Genomic DNA, 18,322 nt, shown 5'->3' with positions numbered 1-18,322 from the left:
CTCGCCCCGGGTTGCCGCGTCTGTGATACGGATGAAGGCGGGCCCCGGGGAAACCGGGCTCGCCTTTTTCCGTTTTTGGGCTCATGGCACCCCACAAGCCCCTCCTGATGGACATGAACATGGACGATGATTTCTACCGCATGCGCCGCCTGCCGCCCTATGTGATCGCGGAAGTGAACGGGATGCGCGCACAGGCGCGCGCCCGCGGCGAGGACATCATCGATCTTGGCATGGGCAACCCCGATCTGCCGCCGCCGCCGCATGTGATCGAGAAGCTGTGCGAAGTGGCGATGAAGCCCGATGCGCATGGCTATTCGGCATCCAAGGGCATCCCCGGCCTGCGCCGCGCGCAAGCCAATTACTACGGCCGCCGCTTCGGGGTGGAGGTGGACCCGGAAACCGAGGTCGTGGTGACGATGGGCTCAAAAGAGGGGCTCGCCAGCCTCGCCACCGCCATCACCGCGCCCGGAGACGTGGTGCTGGCCCCCAACCCCAGCTACCCCATCCACACCTTCGGCTTCATCATCGCAGGGGCCACCATCCGCGCCGTGCCCACCACGCCGGATGACCGCTATTTCGAAAGCCTTGACAGGGCGATGAAGTTCACCGTGCCCCGGCCGTCGATCCTCGTCGTCAACTACCCGTCCAACCCCACTGCCGAAACGGTGGAGCTGCCTTTCTATGAACGGCTGGTGGAATGGGCGCGGGAAAACAAGGTCTGGATCCTCTCCGACCTCGCCTATTCAGAGCTGTATTTCGACGGCAAACCCACCCCCTCCATCCTGCAGGTGAAGGGCGCGAAGGATGTCGCCATCGAATTCACCTCGCTGTCCAAAACCTATTCCATGGCCGGTTGGCGCATCGGTTTCGCGGTGGGCAACAAGAAGCTGATCGCGGCGATGACACGGGTGAAATCCTACCTTGATTACGGGGCCTTCACCCCGATTCAGGCCGCCGCCTGCGCCGCCTTGAACGGCCCGCAGGATATCGTCGAAGCCAACCGCCAGCTATACCACAAGCGCCGCGACGTGCTGGTGGAAAGCTTCGGCCGCGCCGGCTGGGAAATCCCGCCCCCGCGCGCCTCCATGTTCGCATGGGCCCCGCTGCCGCCCGCGCTCAACCACCTCGGCAGCCTCGAATTTTCCAAGCAGCTGCTCACCCACGCCGGAGTCGCAGTGGCCCCGGGCGTCGGCTATGGCGAAGAAGGCGAAGGCTTCGTCCGCATCGCCATGGTGGAAAATGAACAACGGCTGCGGCAGGCCGCGCGCAACGTGCGGAAATATCTGCAATCCATGGGGGTGAACACGCCGACGCAGGCGAACGGCTGACGGGGGCTTTTGCGCCCCCGTCCCCAAAAAGCGCCGGCCCCCCTCAGCGCGGCGACTGCCCGTCGTCGATCTTGATCACCGTGCCTGTCACCGCATCGCTTGCGGGGGAGGCGAGGAACAGCAGGGTGGAATCCATCTGCGCGGCTTTGGCGATGCGCTTGCGCGGGAAATATTGCGCGATGTCGCCCATGCGGCTCAGCATGCCGTCCATCATTTCGGATTCGAAGGCGCCCGGCGCGATGCCGTTCACATTGATCCCGGCGGCCGCCCATTCCACGGCCAGTGCTTCCGTCATGCGGGCGACGGCAGCTTTGGAAACGGAGTAGAGCGCCGCGCCGTTGCCGCTGTAGTTGAAGGCGGCGATGGAGGCGATGTTGATGATGCGGCCGGGCAATTTCGCGGCCAGCAGGCGGCGGGCGACTTCGGCGGACAGGATGAACGGCGCGCGGACGTTGATGTCCAACACGCGGTCGATCAGTTCCAGCGGCATCTTGTGGGCGCGCTGCGCGTCCGGGATGCCCGCGTTGTTCACGAGGATGGTGACGGTGCCCAGTTCGGCTTCCGCCTTGGCGACGGCGGCGATCAGTTGCTCGGCGTCTGTCACGTCCAGCTGGATCGGCAGCGCGGTGCCCCCGGCGGCCCGAATTTCGACGGCGAGCTCCTCCAGCCTGTCCAGCCGCCGCGCCGCGATGGCGACTTTCGCGCCGGAGGCCGCCAGCACGCGGGCGAAGCGCGCGCCAAGGCCGGAGGACGCGCCCGTGATGAGCGCCACCTGCCCGGAAAGATCGGTGCTGGCGTTGGGAAGCGGGTAGGTCATCTCGGCGGTCTCCTGTGCGCGGTTTCGCCCCTCCTTAAGGGCAATGCCGCGCCGCGAGACCTCTGCAATGCGTGTGCTGGCCTAGGCTGGGGCAAACACCGATTGCAGCAGCCTGTCATAGATTCGCGCCAGCGCCTCAATGTCGGCGACAGAGGCCAGTTCATCCACCTTGTGCATGGATTGCCCCGGCAGGCCGAACTCCACCACCGGGCAGATGCGGCGGATGAAGCGCGCGTCGGACGTGCCGCCCGTGGTGCTGAGTTCCGGCGTGCGGCCGGTTTCCGCCTGCACCGCGTCCGCGATCAGCGTGGACAGCGCGCCCGGCTCCGTCAGGAAGGCCTCGCCGGAGATGCGGATCGTCACCTCGGCCGATGGCGCATGTTTCGCCACCGTCTCGCGAATCCAGTTCGCCAGATCCTCGCCACGATGGCTGTCGTTGAAGCGGATGTTGAGCCGCGCCTTCGCCTCAGCCGGGATCACGTTTGTGGCGGGATTGCCCACCTCCAGATCGGTGATCTCCAGATTGGACGGCGTGAACCAGTCCGTCCCGGAATCGAGATGCCGCGCCTGCAAGTCCGTCAGGATCGGCAGCAGGCGGCGGATCGGATTGTCAGCCCGGTCCGGATAGGCGACATGCCCCTGCGCGCCCTTCACCGCAATCCATGCGTTCAGGCTGCCGCGCCGGCCGATCTTCATCATGTCGCCAAGGTCGTGCGCGGAACTGGGTTCCCCCACAAGGCACATGTCCGGGCGGTGCCCGTGGCTCTCCATCCAGCGCAGCAGTTCATCCGTGCCGTGCGTCGCAGGGCCTTCCTCGTCCCCGGTGATCAGGAAACTCAGCGTCCCCGGCGCACCCCGCGCCACATGCGCCGCTGCCGCGGACACCATGGCGGCTATCGCCCCCTTCATGTCCGCCGCGCCCCGGCCGAACAGCAGCCCGTCGCGAATCTGCCCGGCATAAGGATCGACCGACCAGCCAGCCCCTTCCGGCACCACGTCCGTATGCCCGGCAAAGGCAAAATGCGGCCCGCCTGAGCCGATCGTCGCGAACAGGTTGCGGATCGGCCCATCGGGCGCCTGCCCGAAGCTGAGCAACGTGCAATCGAACCCCAGCCCGCCCAACGCAGACGCCAGCACGTCCAGCGCCCCCGCATCAGCCGGCGTAACGGAAGGGCAGCGGATCAGCGCCTGAGCAAGTGCAACGGGTTCCATGCCCGCCCTGCTGACAGCTTGCACGGCACGGGGCAAGCGGGATCGGCCGCCTGCCGTCCGGCAAATCCGCCCCCTGCCGAAACAGTCGGTGCCGGTCAGTCGATCCACAATGTGTGGGCGTCGATCCGCAGTTTCAGGATCAGCCGGGCGGCGGCGGCGCGGGCGGCCAGTTCCTGCGCACGGGCCTCGTTGGCCTGCCGTTCCGCATAGAGCCTGTCCGACAGGTCGATCGCGCCCATCTGCTGGCCGCGCGCAGCCAGCGTTGCGCTTTGCTGTGCGCGGGTGACGGCTTCGCGGCTGGCCGCCCATGCGGATTCGCGGGCGCGATATTCGGCAACATCGGCGGCGGCGTTGCCCGTCACACCGCGCTTCACCTCCTGAAAATCGGACTCTGCCGCCCGCGCTTCGGCCACCGCCTGCCGGGCCAGCGCCCGGCGGTGGCCGCCGCCCAACGGCAGGGACATCGTCAGCCCCGCGCCCTTTTCCTCGCCACCGCGCTCGCTGAACAGGCGCACACCCAGCGACGGGTCCGCCATCCGCTCCGCCGCCGCGCGCCTTGCGAGCACGGATTGCCGCTCCGCCTCGCCCCCGGCGGCGGCGATCTCGTGGCTGCGCTCGAATATCAGCCGCTGCAGCCCATCCAGCCCTTCGTCAGGCACGCTGGGCGGCTGGATGGGCGGCGGTTCCACCGGCAGGGGCAGGTCCGGAAAGCGGCTGGCCAGCAGGGTGCGGGCGCGATCTCGCGCCGCCGCCGCATCCGCCTGCTGCGCCATGGCAAAGGCGTGCGCCGCATGCGCCTGTTCCAGTTCCAGCCGGGCGGCGTCGCGCTGCTTCAACCGCGATTCGGTCGCCCGCACCAGCGCCTGCTGATTGTCCACCAGCCTGCCCGCATTGCGATACAGCTCTGCCGCCAGCAGCCAGTCATACCAGAGAGCGCCCAGTTCCAGCGCCGCCTGATGGCGCGAATCCTCCATCCGGTTCTGCACCACATCGACACCCAGTTCCCCGGCCCGCCGGTCCAGCGCGGCCTTGCCCGGCAGGCGGAAGGCGCGGCTGAGCGACGCGTCATATTCGGTATAGCGGCCGTCCGCGTCGATATCCCGGCGGGAAATATTGCCCCCGGCCGTGAATTCATGCGGCCCGGCCCTCAGCGCATCGCCTTCAGCCCGCGCCGCATCCACCCGCGCCGTGGCGGCTGCAACCGTGGGATGCGCCAGCAGTGCCCGCGCCGCCAGTTCTGGCGAGGGCAAGTCCCCCGCGAAGGCGGGCAGCGACACGCCTGCCAGCAACAGCAAGGCCCATTTCATGCCACCCGTCCTCCATCCTGAACGGCGGTGCTGCGCCAGCGGAAGGGCAAGCGCCGCCGCGCCGCCGCGGCTGCCAACACGGCATCCGCGACCTGCTCCGTCGGCAGTTCCAGTTCCACCGCCACGCGCGCCAGCGATCCCGTCACCCGCTCGCCCGTGCGCGCATCGTCGAAGTCGCGGCCCAGCAATCCTCACGCCGCACATGGATCGGCACATGGGTGCAGGCCCGCAGCGCGGCCGCAATCGCCTCAGCGTCCTGCGCCGCGCAGAAGATGGTCAACACGCTCCGGCTCATGCCCGTGCCTCCGCCGCGCTTTCGCCGAAGCGCTCATACAATATGGGCAGCAGCACCAGTGTCAGCATGGTGGAAGTCAGCAGCCCGCCGATCACCACGATGGCCAGCGGCCGCTGGATTTCCGAACCCGGCCCCGTCGCGAACAGCAGCGGCACCAGCCCGAAGGCGGTGATCGTGGCCGTCATCATCACCGGCCGCAGCCGCCGCTCGGCCCCCGTCCGCACCGCCATGTGCATCGGCAGCCCCTCGTCCCTCAGCTGGCGGAAATAGGCCACCAGAACCAGCCCGTTCAGCACGGCGATCCCCAACAGGGCGATGAACCCCACAGAGGCCGGAACAGACAGATATTCGCCGGTAATCCAGAGCGCGATGATGCCACCCACCGCCGCGAAGGGGATGTTGGCGAGGATCAACAGTGATCCGCGCACCGATTTCAGCGTGGCATAGAGCACGAAGAAGATCAGCAGCAGCGCCACCGGAATCACCAGCATCAGCCGGGCAGAGGCCCGCTGCTGATTCTCGAACTGGCCGCCCCACACCAGCCGGTATCCGGCGGGCAGCGGCACCTGCTCGGCCACCTTCGCCTTGGCTTCATCGACATAGCCGACCAGATCCCGGCCCGACACGAACGCCTGCACCAGCGCGTAGCGGGAGCCATTTTCATGATCGAGCCGGATTGGCCCCTCCGTCTGCCGTACATTGGCCAGATCGCTCACCCGCGCCAGTTCGCCCGACGGAGTCGTCATTTGCAGATCGGCGAAGCGCGCCGGATCGCGGCGGACATCTTCCTCGCCCCGGATCATGATCGGCACACGCTTCTGCCCCTCGGCGACGATACCCGCAGGCAGCCCTTCCAGTTGCGCGCGCAGCGTATCCTGCAACATGTCCACCGGCATTCCGGCCCGTCCCGCCGCCGCGCGGTCGATATCCAGTTGCAGATAGCCCACGCTGTCGTTCGCGACGGTCAGCACTTCCGCCGCGCCGGGCGTTTCCTGCAGGACGTGCTGAATCCGGCCCGCCAGCTGGGCCAGCGTCTCCAGATCCGGGCCGAAGATCTTCACCGCCAGATCGCCGCGCGCGCCTGTCAGCATTTCCGCCACCCGCATCTCGATGGGCTGGGTAAAGCTGGGGTCGAAGCCGGGCATGCCTTCCAGCACCTTGCGCAGTTCACCCACCACAAAGTCGCGGTCGCCGCGCCATTCGGACGCAGGCTTCAGAGTCACGAACATGTCCGTTTCGTTCAGGCCCATCGGGTCCAGCCCCAGCTCGTCTGTGCCGGTGCGGGAAATCACCCCCGTCACTTCCGGCACATTGGCCATCAGCTCCGCCTCGATCCGGGTGGTCAGCTCCATGGAGCGGTCCAGCCCCACGGTCGGCAGCTTGGCGACCTGAATCACCACCGATCCTTCGTCCATCGTCGGCATGAAGGTCTTGCCCACCGCGCCATAGGCCAGCGCCGCCAGCGCAAGGCCCACGGCCGCCAGCGCATACACAAGCTTCTTGCGATCAAAGGCCCCGGCCAGCAGGCTTTGATAGCGCGGAGAGAGCTTGCGCATGATCCACGGCTCGTCATGATGGCCCGGCTTCAGCGCATAGGAGGCCAGCACCGGCACCAGCGTGAGCGCGAGCAGCAGCGATCCGGCCAGCGCGAACATGATCGTCAGCGCCACCGGCCCGAACAGCTTGCCTTCCAGCCCTTCCAGCGACAGCAGCGGCAGGAACACCAGCCCGATGATCAGCAGCCCCGCCGACACCGGCACCACCACTTCCGACGTGGCGCGGAACACGATGTTCAGCCGTGGGACGCTTTCGTCCTTCGCCCGGTTCAGCCGCTCGACGATATTTTCCACCACCACCACGGCACCGTCCACCAGCATGCCGATGGCGATGGCAAGGCCGCCAAGGCTCATCAGATTGGCGGACAGGCCCATGCCGCGCATGAACAGGAAGGTCGTCAGCGCCGCCATCGGCAGGGTCGTCGCCACGATGGCCGCCGCGCGCCAGTTGCCAAGGAACAGGATCAGCAGGATGATCACCAGAACCGTCGCTTCGATCAGCGCCTTCTGCACCGTGCCCACCGCGCGGCTGATCAGGTCGGACCGGTTGTAGAAGATCTTGACGCTGGTGCCGGGCGGCAGCGATTGCTCCAGTTCCGTCAGCCGCGTTTCCACACCCTCCACCACGCGCCGGGCGTCCGCGCCGCGCAGGGCGATCACCAGCCCCTGCACCGCCTCGCCCTTGCCGTGCGCGGAAACCCCGCCATAGCGGGTGAGCGATCCCGCCCCCACGCTGGCGACGTCGCCGATCCGCACCACCGCGCCATTGCGGGTGACGACGGCCATCGCCTCGATATCGGCGGCGCTCTGAACCGCGCCCACCGCGCGGACGATCAGCGCCTCCTCGCCCATCGCCAGCCGCCCCGCGCCATCGTTGCGGTTGCCGCGTTCGATGGCGGCCTTCAGATCGTCGACAGACAGGCGCGCGTGCGCCAGCGCCGCATGATCGGGCCGGATTTCATAAGTGCGCACATGCCCGCCCAGCGCGTTCACATCCGCCACGCCGGGCACGGTGCGCAGCGCCGGCCGGATCGTCCAGTCCAGCAGTTCGCGCTTTTCCGCCAGCGAAAGCGGCCCCTCGATGGTGAACATCAGCACGTCGGACAGCGGGGTGGAAATGGGGGCCATGCCGCCGCCCACGCCATCCGGCATATCGCCCATCACCCCGGCCAGCCGCTCCCCCACCTGCTGGCGCGCCCAGTAGAGGTCGGTGCCGTCGATGAAATCGATGGTGATGTCGGCGATGGCATATTTCGCGGTGGAGCGCAGGATCGCCTGGTTGGGCAGGCCCAGCATCTCCAGCTCTATGGGGGCGATCACCCGCGTCTCGACTTCCTCCGGCGTCATCCCCGGGGCCTTCAGGATGATCTTCACCTGCGTCTGCGCGATGTTCGGATAGGCATCCACCGGCAGGGTGGAATAGGCCCACACCCCCAGCCCGGCGACGACGAAGGTCAGCGCCAGCACCAGCAGCCGGTAGGAAAGCGACCATGCGACCAGCGCGCGCAGCATCAGTTCTGCCCCGCGATGGCCTTGAGTTCGCTGACGCCGCGCACCGCGACCTGCTCGCCCGGCTTCAGCCCGGATCGAACCGGAATCTGCCCGTCGGCCTGCTCGCCCACGGTGACGGCGCGCGCCTCCACGCCTTTATCCACGCGCACGAACAGGCCCGGCTTGCCGTTCAGCTCGACGATGGCGGCGGCAGGCACCAGCACGGCCCCCTCAGGCGCGGGGGCCAGCAATGTGGCGGGCACCGCACGGCCGGAGACGACACCCGGCGCGGCGGGCACCCGCGCGCGCATCGTCGCGGATCGGGTCTCGGGGTCGATCACCCCGCCCACGCTGGTGATGGTGCCGCGCACATCGCCGGGCAGGCGCACCGCCATGCCGGGCTTCACCTGCCCCAGCAGCCGCTCGGGCAGTTGTGCCGTCAGTTCATAGCGGCTCACCGCGTCGATCACATAGGCGGCGGTCGCCTCTGTCACCGGGCTGCCCGTCTCGATCCGGGCGGCGGCGATCCGGCCGGAGATCGGCGCGGTCAGCGTGTAGCTGCCCTGCCCCGGCGCGCCGTTCACCAGCCGCACGATGCGGCGCTGCTCATCCAGTTCGGCCTGCGCCTCGCGCAGGGCGGCGCGCGCCTCGTCTGCGCGGGCGGCGGCGATCACGCCTTCCTGCGCCAGCTGGCCCAGCCGGCGGTCATGCGCGCGGGCCAGTTCCACCCGCGCCGCCGCCTGCTCGATCCCGGCGCCCAGCGTGTAAAGTTCGCGCGACGCCACCACCGCCAGCGGCTGCCCCTGCCTTACGCTGTCCCCCTCCACCACCAGCGTGCGGGTGACGACTCCGGGAATGGTGGCGGGCACGGCGACCCGCGCGTTGGGCGGCGGTGCCAGCGTGGCGGGAACGGTGGCCAGCGGCATCTCCGTGGCGGCCTGCACCGGGGCAAAGCCAATCCCCACGCGGGCGATCTCGTCTGCGGAAAGGGGCAGAACCCCGGCGGGTACGGAAGGCGCAGCCTCGGCCGCCGCCTCCTTGTCCGCGCCCGCGTCATTGCAGGCGGCAAGCGCGCCCAACAGGGCAAGCATCGGCAACCAGCGGACGTCGGACATGTCTGCAACCCTCGATTGTCTGTTCGCAGGCGCAGCATCTAACTTCGCAAGCTGACAAAATCCTGTCAGAAACCTGCCGATGCGAATCCTGCTGGTAGAAGACGAGACCGAACTGGCGCAGCGGGTGGCGGCGAATCTCACGCGCCACGGCCTCACTTGCGAATGGCTGGCGAACGCGGATGACGCGCTGGCCTTCGCCGCCGACGGCTTCACCGTGCTGGTGATCGATATCGGCTTGCCCGGCATGTCTGGCATCGAACTGGTGCGCGCGCTCAGGGCGCGGTCCATCGCCACGCCGATCCTGATCCTTACCGCGCGCAGCAGCTGGCAGGAAAAGGTGGAAGGGCTGAACGCGGGCGCGGACGATTTCATCGTGAAGCCCGTGCGCACGGAGGAACTGGTGGCCCGCCTGCATGCGCTGGCGCGCCGCGCCGCCGGGCACAGCGCCACCCGCCTGTCGGCCGGGCCGCTCTCCATCGACACCGCCAGCGGCGAAGCCTGGCTGGACGACCAGCCGCTGGCGCTGACGGCCGGGGAATTCCGTCTGCTGCGGCTGCTGATCTACAACGTTGGACGCACGCTCAGCCGGGAAATGATCCTCGATCAACTCTACAGTTTGAACAGCGAGCGGCACGGCAATGCCGTCGAAGTTCTGGTGGGGCGGTTGCGTCGCAAGGTCGGGCCGGATCGCATCGCCACGGTGCGCGGCCTCGGCTATCGGCTGGCGGCATGAAAGTTCCGCTGCGTGGAAGCCTCAGGCTGCGGCTGATCATGGGCAGCGCGCTGGCGGTGATGCTGGCCACGCTGTTGGCGGCGCTGTTCATCGCCAACCTCTATCGCATCCACATCACCGACCGTTTCGAAACCGAGCTGGACCATCATCTGTCCGAGCTGATCGCCATGACGAGCATCGATTCCGGCGGCACGCCGCGCGTGTCCCAGAAGCTGTCAGACCCGGAATTCAACGTCGAAGGGTCCGGCCTCTACTGGCAGCTGGACGCGGGCGACGGGCGCATCGCCCGCTCCCCGTCGCTCGGGTCGCGCAGCCTCTCCCCCACCCTTGGCAGCGCAGACTGGGAAACCGGTCGCTCCGGCAACTTGCTGCTGCATCAGCGCAGCGTCCGCACCCACATCGGCGGGCATCCGATCATCGCGATCATCAGTTCGGACAACCGCCTGCTCGACGCGCAGATCGCCGAATTCTGGAGCGACCTCGCCATCTCCATGGCCATCGTCGCCCTGCTGCTGATCGCGGGCGCGGTGCTGCTGGTACGCTTCGGCCTCGCCCCGGTGCAGCGGCTGGGCGAGGAAGTGGATCGGCTGCGTCACGGGGAGGTGACACAGCTGGATCCGGACGTGCCCGCCGAATTCTCCCCCGTGGTGGAGCGGCTGAACGCCCTGCTGGACGGGCAGGCCCAGCTGATCACCCGCGCCCGCACTCAGGCGGGGAATCTCGCCCATGATCTGCGCACCCCGCTCGCCCTCATTACCAACGAGGCGGAACAGTTGCGCTGGGCCGGGCAGGCCGACAGCGCCGATTTCCTGCTGGAACGCTGCGCCCTGATGCAGCGACAGATCGATTACCACCTCACCCGCGCCGCCGCCGCAGGCACGCGCGGCGCTGGCACCCTCACCGAAGTCGCCGGGCTGGTGGAGCAGATCGTCGACGCCATGAAACGCCTGCACGCCGCGCGCGAACTCAAGATCGAAACAGACCTGCCCCCCGGCCTGCGGCTGCCCTGCGACGGCGGCGATCTGGCGGAAATCCTCTCCAACCTGATCGACAATGCCTGCAAATGGGCGCGCCACCGCGTGCTGATCCGGGGCGGCCCGGATTGCATCGAGGTGCAGGACGATGGCGATGGCATCCCCGCCGACAAGCGCGAACTGGTGATGACGGTGGGCACAAGGCTGGACCCGAGCAAGCCCGGCACCGGCCTCGGCCTCGCCGCCACGGCAGACCTTATCCGCAACTATGGCGGGGAATTGCGGCTGGGGGATTCGCCGCTGGGCGGCCTCTCGGCCCGGGTCTGCTTTACTTCAGTTCCCGCGCCAGCGCCTTCCGCGTCTTCTCGCCATAAGGCGGCTTGAAGCCCGCCAGCCCCGCCAGGTCCATCTTCGGCTGCCGGTAGATGGATTTCGGGTGGCTGAATTCCTTGAACCCGTCATGGCCGTGATAATTGCCCATGCCCGCCGGGCCGATTCCGCCGAACGGCAAATCTTCCGCCGCGACATGGAAGATCACGTCGTTCACCGTCACCCCGCCGGACACCGTGCGGTCCAGCACGGTGCGCTCCTCCGCGCCGTCCGTCCCGAACCAGTAAAGCCCCAGCGGCCGGTCGCGGCGGTTCACATAGTCGATCGCCTCGTCGATCCCCTTGTAGCTCTTGATCGGCAGCACCGGCCCGAAAATCTCCTCCTGCATCACCGTCATCTCGTCCGTCGGGTTGCGGATCAGCGTCAGCGGCATCTTGTTGGTGTTCTGCTTCGAGAAATCCTCGTTCGCGGGGTTCACCTCCACGATCTCCGCGCCCTTGGCCCGCGCGTCGGCGATATGCGCCTCCAGCCGGTCACGGTGGCGGCGCGAGATCACCGAGGTGTAATCGTCATTTGCCAGCAAAGACGGATACATTTTCGCGGTCGCGGCCTTCAGCCCCTCCACCACCTGCGGCTCCAGTTCCTGCGGCACCAGCATATAATCCGGCGCAAGGCAGATCTGCCCCGCATTCATCAGCTTGCCCATCGCCACCCGCTCCGTCGAAGCGGCAATGTCAGCCGAACGCGACAGGATCGTCGGCGATTTGCCGCCCAGTTCCAGCGTCAGCGGCACCAGATTTTTCGCCGCCGCCGCCATCACATGCCGGGCAACAGATGTCGCGCCGGTGAAGATGATATGATCGAACGGCAGTTCGCTGAACGCCTTGCCGATCTCCGGCCCGCCCACGATCGTCGCCACCTCCGTCTCGTCGAAATATTGCGCGAACGCCTTCGCCATCAATTCCGAGGTCGCGGGCGTGAATTCCGAAGGCTTGATCATCGCCCGGTTCCCCGCCGCCAAAATATTGGCCAGCGGCGCGAACGTCAGGTTCACCGGGAAATTCCACGGCGAAATGATCCCGACCACCCCCTTGGGCTGCCACTGCACCTCGGCCTTCGCGCCCAGCAGCCCCAACGGGAAATCCAGCTTGCGCTTCTCCGGCCGCATCCACTGGTCCACATGCTTCAGGCTGTGCTTCAACGGCTTCACCGAAGCCATGATGTCCGTGATCAAAGACATCTCCGTCGAACGATGCCCGAAATCATCGGACAACGCCTTCACGAAGCCGTCCTTATGCTCCATCACCAGCCGCAACGCCCGCTGCAACCGGTCCTTCCGCACAGCAGCCCCCACCGGCAATTCAGCCGTGAACGCAGCCCGCTGACGCTCCAGCAACAACTGCATGGCGGCCGTGTCCCGGGCAATGGCATTGGCAGCAACATTCATGACGCGGTTCCCTCAATCTCCCATTTGCGCGGGAGGATAAGCGCTCGCGGGCGGTTGCGAAACCTGTCTGATGAAGGGGAGCGGCGGGGGTTTTTCTCACGGCGCTTTTTTGCCTCCGGCGGGCAGGGAAATGATTTCCCTGCACCCTCAAAATTTGCGTCGCGGCCCAAGGTCCACATCGTGCGAGTGATCAGCTTCAATTGCCTGCGGCGCTACAAAGCCCTCTCCCCCTGCGAGGGGGAGAGTTGGAGAGGGGGTGTCACCGCCGGGCCTGATCCACTCCATCAAAACACGTACAGTGGAAAGTGCCGCAGGTCATAACCTCTCTCTCCAACCACAACCGTCACCCCGGGTGCGCTGACAGCTTGGTCGAACGCCTGCGGCGCTCAATCGCCCGACGCTGGCTGACTGAGCGAAACACTGCTGAGCAAATAGGTCAGCGGTGCCCCGACAGCGAGGAAAGCCAGAAAAAGCAAAAACTGATCCGATGCTTCCGGATATGACGGCTTCATCAGGATAAAAAGCATAAGCATGCCAATTGCGAGTTGTGTCGAACGAAATTTCGACAAGGCGATTGACGCTCCACAACCCCGGCAATCAAAGGATTTGCCAATGCCCCATTGCGACTTGAGAAATGGAATCCATTTTTTGCAATTCGGGCAAGCGGGACCAAAACTCATTACGCCAAACTTTCTACAAATACTCACATGCCGCCGATAGCCGAAAATACAGCGAGATCATTCCCCTGATGGCCGGGCCACCAGAGCCACCTACAGTGGCCACCCCTACCGCGTCAAAGCCTCATAAGCCTGCCGGATCCGATCGTTCAGCTCCGGGTCCATCGTCGTTTCGCGCATGGCGGCGAGGCTGCGGCGGGCGGCGGCGGTGTCGCCGGCTTCGCGCTCCAGCCGGGCGCGTTCCCACCACAGGGCGGGCATGGCGGGGGCGATCAGCGTCAGGCGGCGATAGAGGGTGAGGGCGCGGGCGTCGTCCCCGGACTGGCGGGCGCGGCTGGCTTGATTCATCAGCAGCCGCACCAGCGTTTCCCGATTGTTCAGCAGGGCGGAATCGCCGGGGCGCAAGGGGCGGCCGCGGGCAAGGCTGGTGGCCAGCCCGGCGAGCTCGGCGGGTTCCAGCACCCGGCCATCGGTGAAGGCGTCGATCAGCACCACAGCCTCGCTGCCTTCGATGGCGACGACGACATGGCCGGGCAGGCCCATCACCCGCGCCTCCCATCCGGCGCGGCGGGCGATGGCGACATAGAGGATGGCGAGCGAGACGGGCAGGCCGCGCCGCCGCGCCAGTACGGAGAGCATGTCGGCGTTGCGGGGCGCGTCATATTCGTCGTGGTCGCCGGTGAAGCCTTCCTGTTTCGCCAGCAGGTTCGACAACGCTTCTGCCCGGTCCCGCGCGGTTGGCAGGGTGGCAGGCAGTTGGGTGGCGAGTTCGGCGAGCCATTCCAGCGTAGGGGCGAGGTCTGCGCGGGTACGGTCCGCGGCGGCAAGGTGCAGGGCGGCCTCGTCGAGGCGGATGTCCGCATCGTCCTGGCATCCGATGGCCGCGAGTGCATCCATACCTGCTCTCCTATCCGACTCCGGGAATATGCCTTGGCCAGCGCCCGGGCGCCAGTGCGATCAGATCGACCCGCGCAGACACACCCGGCCCGGCTTCGGCGGCGAGTTGGCGCGCTGCGGAGCGCAGCCGTTCGGCGGCCCATGGGGTGAGGGCGCAGGTGGCGGCATCCAGCGTGGCGCGCTGTTTCACCTCCACCACCGCCAGCAGCTGGCCGCGCCGGGCGACGAGATCGACTTCGATCATCGGCATGCGGCGGCGGCGTGCGACGATTCGCCAGCCCTTGGCCATCAGCAGCAGCGCGGCCAGTTGTTCCGCCCGACGGCCGCGCTTTTCGGCATCTGCGCGAGTCATCCGCCGTCTTTCAGCGCCATCACGCGGGCGTAAACCTCCCCACGCGGCAACCGCAGCGCGGCGGAGACGCTGGCCGCCGCCTTGCCGGGCGGCATGGTTTTCAGCGCCGTCAGCAGCGCCTCATCCAGCGCCTGCTCGCTGCTCATCTCCTCGCCGGGCGGCCCCACCAGCAGCACGATCTCGCCCTTCGGTTCCTGCCCCCGATAGCGCGCGGCCAGTTCCGGCAGGGTGCCCGCCACCAACTCCTCGTGCCGCTTGGTCAGCTCCCGCGCGACAGCTGCATCGCGCCCGCCCAGCGCGGCGGCCAGCGCCGCCAGCGAAGCCGCCAGACGCGGCCCGGTCTCATAGAAGATCAGCGTCGCCGGAATCCCCACCACCGCCGAAATCGCCTTCTCCCGCGCCACCGCCTTGGCCGGCAGAAAGCCCGCGAACAGGAAGCGATCGGAAGGCAAACCGCTGATGGACAGCGCGGTAATCGCCGCTGACGGCCCCGGCGCGGTGCTGACGGCCAGCCCGCGCGCGCGGGCCTCGCGCACCAGCGAATAGCCGGGGTCGGAAATCAGCGGAGTCCCCGCGTCAGACACCAGTGCCACCGATTCGCGCCCCAGCCGCTCCAGCAGCTTTGCCTCCACGTCCGGCCCGGAATGTTCGTGATAGGGCAGCATCGGCCGCTCACTTCCGGCCGCCCGCAACAGCTTCGCCGTCACCCGCGTATCCTCGCAGGCCACGACATCCGCCGTGCGAAGAATGCGGGCTGCCCTTGGCGACAGATCCTCAAGGTTGCCGATCGGGCCAGCCACGATATACAGCCCGGGCGCAAGCCGGTCCTCGGGGGTTTCGGCAGATGATTCAATGGTAGGCGGAGCAGCACGCATGCGGGCAATCTGGGCGAGAGCGAACGAAGCGGCAAGCTGGCGGCGTGCGGCAGGCACGGGAATGTTGGTGTCGCTGGCGATGCTGGCGGCCTGCGCCCCGCGCCAGAAGGCCCCCATCGCCCCCGTCGCGCCGCCGCCGCCGGTGGAAAAACCCGCCGAAGTGAAGCCCGGCGAGGTGCATCGCGTGGCGATTCTGGTGCCGCTCACTGGCCCCAACGCGCCCGTCGGCATCAGCCTCGCCAACGCCGCCACGCTGGCGCTGGTGGATACCAACAAGCAGGGTGTGCGGCTGACGAGTTATGACACGGCGGCGCTGGGCGCGGCCGGGGCCGCCAACCGCGCGCTGGCCGATGGCGCGCAGCTGATTCTGGGGCCGCTGCTCGCGGCGGATGCCGCAGCCGTGAAATCCGCCGCCGAAGCGAAGGGCATCACCATGCTCAGCTTCTCCAACGATGCGGCGATCGCGGGCGGGCGCCTGTATGTGCTGGGCTTCCAGCCCGCGCAGTCCGTCAGCCGGGTGGTGGATTTCGCGGCTTCGCGCGGGACGAAGAAATTCGCCGCGCTGGTGCCCGAAGGCGTGTATGGCCAGCGCACCTCGGTTGCCTTCACCCGCGCCGTCGCCGCGCATGACGCGCAGGTGGTGGCCCTCACCAGTTTCGCCCGCACGCAAGCCGCGCTGCCAGTCGCCGCCCGCAAGGTGACCGACTATGATGCGCGGCTGAAGCAATCCGCCACCACCACCACGACCAAGCGGCCGGACGGCACCATCGCCACCGCCACCCGCACCACCCCGCCGGTCGCTTTCGAAGCGCTGCTGGTCGCCGATTCGGGGGCGATTGCCGCCGCCTTTTCCCCCCATCTCGCCAAGTTCGGCGCGCAGCCCGGCAGTTACCTGATGATGGGCACGGAATTGTGGAACACCGAACCCGGCCTCGGCGCATCCCCCGCGCTGCGCGGCGCGGTGTTCGCCGCCGTGCCGGATCAACGCTTCCAATCGATGTCACGCCGTTATCAGGCCCGTTTCGGCGGCACGCCGTCGCGCCTTTCCAGCCTGTCTTACGACGCCATGCTCCTCGCCATCAGTTCGGCGGGCGGGCAATGGAAACTGGGCACCGCCTTCCCGCAACAGTTGCTGGACGATCCGCAGGGTTTTGCGGGCGTAGACGGCATCTTCCGCTTCAAGGGCAATATCGCCGAACGCGGGCTGGAGGTGCAGCAGGTGGGGCAGGGCGGGTTCACCACCGTCAGCCCCGCGCCGACCGCGTTTTAAGCCAGTCCGCGCCCGTCCAGCCGCACCACCGGCACCACGCCCAGCCCCGGCGGCAGCTCCAGCCGCAACCCGATGGCGTCTTGCCGGAAGCTCAGCGGCCTGCCGTCCATCAGGGTGGCGCGCTCCACCCGGCCAGCGGCGGGGGGCAGCGCGGTCAGCGTCGCCGGGCCGTCCGGCGCTTTCAGGAACAGCGCATAGAGGCGACCGCCGTTGCGGGTGTAACGCACGTCCTGCGCGGTGAAGGGCTTTGCCGCGCCTTCATTCTGCATCCCCGCCTCCGGCACGGTCGGGCCTTCGCCGAAGCGCCGCCATGGGCGCGAGCCGAAGATGGCCTCGCCGTTCGCGGCGTTCCATTGGCCGATGGCATCGACGATCCGCGCGGCTTCGGCATCCAGCGAGCCATCGCCCGGCTGCGGCACAGACAGCAGCAGGTTGCCATTCTTCGAAACGACATCGGCCAGCCGCTGGATCACCAGTTCGGCGGGCACATAGCTGCGGTCGCGCAGCCGGGCTTCGTTGTAGAACCAGTCACCGATGCAGGTGCAGGTCTGCCATGGCTGCTCGCGGATTTCGGAAACAAAGCCGCGCTCCACATCGTCCACAAGGCCCGCCGACTGGTGCGGCAGCAGCTTTTTCGCCGTCAGCACCACGTCGGTCGCGCCGTGCCAGTCCACCGCGCGATTGTAGTAATCGGCCGCCGCTTCCAGCCCGATGGGGCCGAAGGGCAGTGCGTAATTGTCCATGTAAACGATGTCGGGCCGGTATTTCGCCACCATGTCCACCTGCCGCAGCAGCCAGCGCGCGGCATATCCGGCGTCCATCGGCGGGCCATGTTCCACCCATTGCCCGCTGGTCTCATCATGGAAGCGGTTCATGGCGACGATGCTGTCCAGCCCCGGCGGCGGCACGATATGCGGCCCGGTGTAGAGCAATTGCGGGTCCAGCCCGTCCCACCATTTGCCCTTGCCGTCCGCCTTCGTCAGCCGGAACGCGTCATAGCGCTCGCCCTGGCGCGGGCCTTCCGGATCATAGCCATAGGCCGTCTGGAACCAGTGCCACGCGTGGGAGGCGTGGTTGGAAACGCCGAATTTCAGCCCCGCCGCCCGCGCGGCCTGCGCGAATTCGCCTACCACATCGCGCTTCGGCCCGACGCGCAGGCTGTTCCACGGATGGTATCGGCTGTCATAGCAATCCAGATTGTCGTGGTGGCAGCCCAGCGCCATGAAATAGCGCGCACCCGCCGCCTTGTAGCGCTGCACCAGCGCCTCAGGGTTCCAGAGTTCCCCCTTCCAGCGGTTCAGGATTTCCATAAAGCCGCTGTCCGCCGGGTGGCCATAGGCGCGCAGATGATGCGCATACATGGGGTGGCCCTGCATATACATGAAGCGGCCATACCAGTCGCCCTGCGCGGGCACGGATTGCGGCCCCCAATGCGCCCAGATCCCGAATTTCGCATCGCGGAACCAGTCCGGCACCCGGTAATGCGCCGCCAGAGACGACCAACTCGCCTCGATCGGCCCGGGGGCGACCCCCATCGGGCTGGCAGCCAGCGCGGCCTTTGCAAAGGGCAGCGCCGCCGCGCCCATCAGCAGCTGCCGCCGCCCGATCATCCCTGTCTCCCGCTCTTTTCTCTCCGGCTCAATTGT

The 18,322-nt window shown here is 67.5% G+C and carries 17 protein-coding genes; 4 read left to right on the top strand and 13 right to left on the bottom strand.

Going from position 1 to position 18,322, the window contains the following annotated elements; translation table 11 throughout:
• The first annotated feature begins 119 nt into the window (after positions 1–119).
• The gene (locus tag FJQ54_RS05645) at positions 120–1,328 is read left to right on the top strand and encodes an LL-diaminopimelate aminotransferase (RefSeq protein WP_140927483.1); all 1,209 of its coding nucleotides are present in this window, start codon (positions 120–122) and stop codon (positions 1,326–1,328) included.
• A gap of 43 nt (positions 1,329–1,371) precedes the next feature.
• Here the strand turns inward: FJQ54_RS05645 and FJQ54_RS05640 are convergent, their stop codons facing one another.
• The 7 genes from FJQ54_RS05640 to FJQ54_RS05615 form a co-directional block, all read right to left on the bottom strand.
• Complete coding sequence (locus FJQ54_RS05640) at positions 1,372–2,145, bottom strand: SDR family NAD(P)-dependent oxidoreductase (RefSeq protein ID WP_140927440.1); 774 nt, start codon at positions 2,143–2,145, stop codon at positions 1,372–1,374.
• 81 nt (positions 2,146–2,226) lie between these two features.
• Positions 2,227–3,357, bottom strand: a complete 1,131-nt coding sequence (dapE, locus tag FJQ54_RS05635) for a succinyl-diaminopimelate desuccinylase (RefSeq protein WP_140927439.1) — start codon at positions 3,355–3,357, stop codon at positions 2,227–2,229.
• 95 nt (positions 3,358–3,452) lie between these two features.
• Positions 3,453–4,664: a TolC family protein gene (locus FJQ54_RS05630; RefSeq protein WP_140927438.1), complete on the bottom strand. Its 1,212-nt coding sequence runs from the start codon at positions 4,662–4,664 to the stop codon at positions 3,453–3,455.
• On the bottom strand, positions 4,661–4,852 hold the full coding sequence (locus FJQ54_RS05625; RefSeq protein WP_140927437.1) for a hypothetical protein: 192 nt from the start codon (positions 4,850–4,852) through the stop codon (positions 4,661–4,663). Before FJQ54_RS05625 ends, FJQ54_RS05630 begins: the two co-directional genes overlap by 4 nt.
• On the bottom strand, positions 4,807–4,959 hold the full coding sequence (locus FJQ54_RS17440; RefSeq protein WP_181159992.1) for a hypothetical protein: 153 nt from the start codon (positions 4,957–4,959) through the stop codon (positions 4,807–4,809). Before FJQ54_RS17440 ends, FJQ54_RS05625 begins: the two co-directional genes overlap by 46 nt.
• Entirely contained in the window at positions 4,956–8,027 is a 3,072-nt protein-coding gene (locus FJQ54_RS05620; protein ID WP_140927436.1) for an efflux RND transporter permease subunit, read from the bottom strand. The genes FJQ54_RS17440 and FJQ54_RS05620 overlap by 4 nt, the downstream gene beginning before the upstream one ends.
• Complete coding sequence (locus FJQ54_RS05615; RefSeq protein WP_140927435.1) at positions 8,027–9,121, bottom strand: efflux RND transporter periplasmic adaptor subunit; 1,095 nt, start codon at positions 9,119–9,121, stop codon at positions 8,027–8,029. Before FJQ54_RS05615 ends, FJQ54_RS05620 begins: the two co-directional genes overlap by 1 nt.
• A 79-nt stretch (positions 9,122–9,200) precedes the next feature.
• Between FJQ54_RS05615 and FJQ54_RS05610 the strand changes: the two genes are divergently transcribed.
• Together FJQ54_RS05610 and FJQ54_RS05605 are read left to right on the top strand one after the other, a co-directional pair.
• The gene (locus tag FJQ54_RS05610; RefSeq protein WP_140927434.1) at positions 9,201–9,854 is read left to right on the top strand and encodes a response regulator transcription factor; all 654 of its coding nucleotides are present in this window, start codon (positions 9,201–9,203) and stop codon (positions 9,852–9,854) included.
• Positions 9,851–11,212, top strand: coding sequence for an ATP-binding protein (locus FJQ54_RS05605; RefSeq protein WP_140927433.1), 1,362 nt, complete (start codon positions 9,851–9,853; stop codon positions 11,210–11,212). The genes FJQ54_RS05610 and FJQ54_RS05605 overlap by 4 nt, the downstream gene beginning before the upstream one ends.
• On the opposite strand, the gene FJQ54_RS05600 is transcribed toward FJQ54_RS05605, so the two are convergent.
• From FJQ54_RS05600 to rsmI, 5 genes are all read right to left on the bottom strand, one after another.
• Positions 11,157–12,605, bottom strand: a complete 1,449-nt coding sequence (locus FJQ54_RS05600) for a coniferyl aldehyde dehydrogenase (protein WP_181159991.1) — start codon at positions 12,603–12,605, stop codon at positions 11,157–11,159. The genes FJQ54_RS05605 and FJQ54_RS05600 overlap by 56 nt on opposite strands.
• A gap of 386 nt (positions 12,606–12,991) precedes the next feature.
• Positions 12,992–13,285, bottom strand: coding sequence for a hypothetical protein (locus FJQ54_RS05595; protein WP_140927432.1), 294 nt, complete (start codon positions 13,283–13,285; stop codon positions 12,992–12,994).
• 105 nt (positions 13,286–13,390) lie between these two features.
• The gene (locus FJQ54_RS05590) at positions 13,391–14,179 is read right to left on the bottom strand and encodes a SirB1 family protein (RefSeq protein ID WP_140927431.1); all 789 of its coding nucleotides are present in this window, start codon (positions 14,177–14,179) and stop codon (positions 13,391–13,393) included.
• 10 nt (positions 14,180–14,189) lie between these two features.
• Positions 14,190–14,531 (bottom strand): YraN family protein, encoded by a 342-nt coding sequence (locus FJQ54_RS05585; RefSeq protein WP_140927430.1) that lies wholly within the window; start codon positions 14,529–14,531, stop codon positions 14,190–14,192.
• Entirely contained in the window at positions 14,528–15,406 is an 879-nt protein-coding gene (gene rsmI, locus FJQ54_RS05580) for a 16S rRNA (cytidine(1402)-2'-O)-methyltransferase (RefSeq protein WP_140927429.1), read from the bottom strand. The genes FJQ54_RS05585 and rsmI overlap by 4 nt, the downstream gene beginning before the upstream one ends.
• A 61-nt stretch (positions 15,407–15,467) precedes the next feature.
• On the opposite strand from rsmI, the gene FJQ54_RS05575 reads away from it, so the two are divergent.
• Positions 15,468–16,676 carry a penicillin-binding protein activator gene (locus FJQ54_RS05575; RefSeq protein ID WP_181159990.1) on the top strand — a complete coding sequence of 403 codons (1,209 nt, stop codon included), beginning with the start codon at positions 15,468–15,470 and terminating at the stop codon, positions 16,674–16,676.
• Here the strand turns inward: FJQ54_RS05575 and FJQ54_RS05570 are convergent.
• The gene (locus tag FJQ54_RS05570; RefSeq protein ID WP_140927427.1) at positions 16,673–18,286 is read right to left on the bottom strand and encodes an alpha-L-fucosidase; all 1,614 of its coding nucleotides are present in this window, start codon (positions 18,284–18,286) and stop codon (positions 16,673–16,675) included. The genes FJQ54_RS05575 and FJQ54_RS05570 overlap by 4 nt on opposite strands.
• Between the last annotated feature and the right edge of the window lie 36 nt (positions 18,287–18,322).

The organism is Sandaracinobacter neustonicus (assembly GCF_006385875.1).
In the GTDB taxonomy this organism is placed as follows: domain Bacteria; phylum Pseudomonadota; class Alphaproteobacteria; order Sphingomonadales; family Sphingomonadaceae; genus Sandaracinobacteroides; species Sandaracinobacteroides neustonicus.
The sequence above is the reverse complement of the archived record's forward strand: the minus strand, read 5'-3'. Positions and strand labels throughout refer to the sequence as shown.

What these genes read in the sequence shown, in the direction of transcription:
- FJQ54_RS05645 (WP_140927483.1), top strand. Translation starts at nt 120, where the DNA reads ATGGACGATGATTTCTACCGCATGCGCCGCCTGCCGCCCTATGTGATC.
- FJQ54_RS05640 (WP_140927440.1), bottom strand. Translation starts at nt 2,145, where the DNA reads ATGACCTACCCGCTTCCCAACGCCAGCACCGATCTTTCCGGGCAGGTG.
- dapE (WP_140927439.1), bottom strand. Translation starts at nt 3,357, where the DNA reads ATGGAACCCGTTGCACTTGCTCAGGCGCTGATCCGCTGCCCTTCCGTT.
- FJQ54_RS05630 (WP_140927438.1), bottom strand. Translation starts at nt 4,664, where the DNA reads ATGAAATGGGCCTTGCTGTTGCTGGCAGGCGTGTCGCTGCCCGCCTTC.
- FJQ54_RS17440 (WP_181159992.1), bottom strand. Translation starts at nt 4,959, where the DNA reads ATGAGCCGGAGCGTGTTGACCATCTTCTGCGCGGCGCAGGACGCTGAG.
- FJQ54_RS05620 (WP_140927436.1), bottom strand. Translation starts at nt 8,027, where the DNA reads ATGCTGCGCGCGCTGGTCGCATGGTCGCTTTCCTACCGGCTGCTGGTG.
- FJQ54_RS05615 (WP_140927435.1), bottom strand. Translation starts at nt 9,121, where the DNA reads ATGTCCGACGTCCGCTGGTTGCCGATGCTTGCCCTGTTGGGCGCGCTT.
- FJQ54_RS05610 (WP_140927434.1), top strand. Translation starts at nt 9,201, where the DNA reads ATGCGAATCCTGCTGGTAGAAGACGAGACCGAACTGGCGCAGCGGGTG.
- FJQ54_RS05605 (WP_140927433.1), top strand. Translation starts at nt 9,851, where the DNA reads ATGAAAGTTCCGCTGCGTGGAAGCCTCAGGCTGCGGCTGATCATGGGC.
- FJQ54_RS05600 (WP_181159991.1), bottom strand. Translation starts at nt 12,605, where the DNA reads ATGAATGTTGCTGCCAATGCCATTGCCCGGGACACGGCCGCCATGCAG.
- FJQ54_RS05595 (WP_140927432.1), bottom strand. Translation starts at nt 13,285, where the DNA reads ATGAGTTTTGGTCCCGCTTGCCCGAATTGCAAAAAATGGATTCCATTT.
- FJQ54_RS05590 (WP_140927431.1), bottom strand. Translation starts at nt 14,179, where the DNA reads ATGGATGCACTCGCGGCCATCGGATGCCAGGACGATGCGGACATCCGC.
- FJQ54_RS05585 (WP_140927430.1), bottom strand. Translation starts at nt 14,531, where the DNA reads ATGACTCGCGCAGATGCCGAAAAGCGCGGCCGTCGGGCGGAACAACTG.
- rsmI (WP_140927429.1), bottom strand. Translation starts at nt 15,406, where the DNA reads ATGCGTGCTGCTCCGCCTACCATTGAATCATCTGCCGAAACCCCCGAG.
- FJQ54_RS05575 (WP_181159990.1), top strand. Translation starts at nt 15,468, where the DNA reads ATGTTGGTGTCGCTGGCGATGCTGGCGGCCTGCGCCCCGCGCCAGAAG.
- FJQ54_RS05570 (WP_140927427.1), bottom strand. Translation starts at nt 18,286, where the DNA reads ATGATCGGGCGGCGGCAGCTGCTGATGGGCGCGGCGGCGCTGCCCTTT.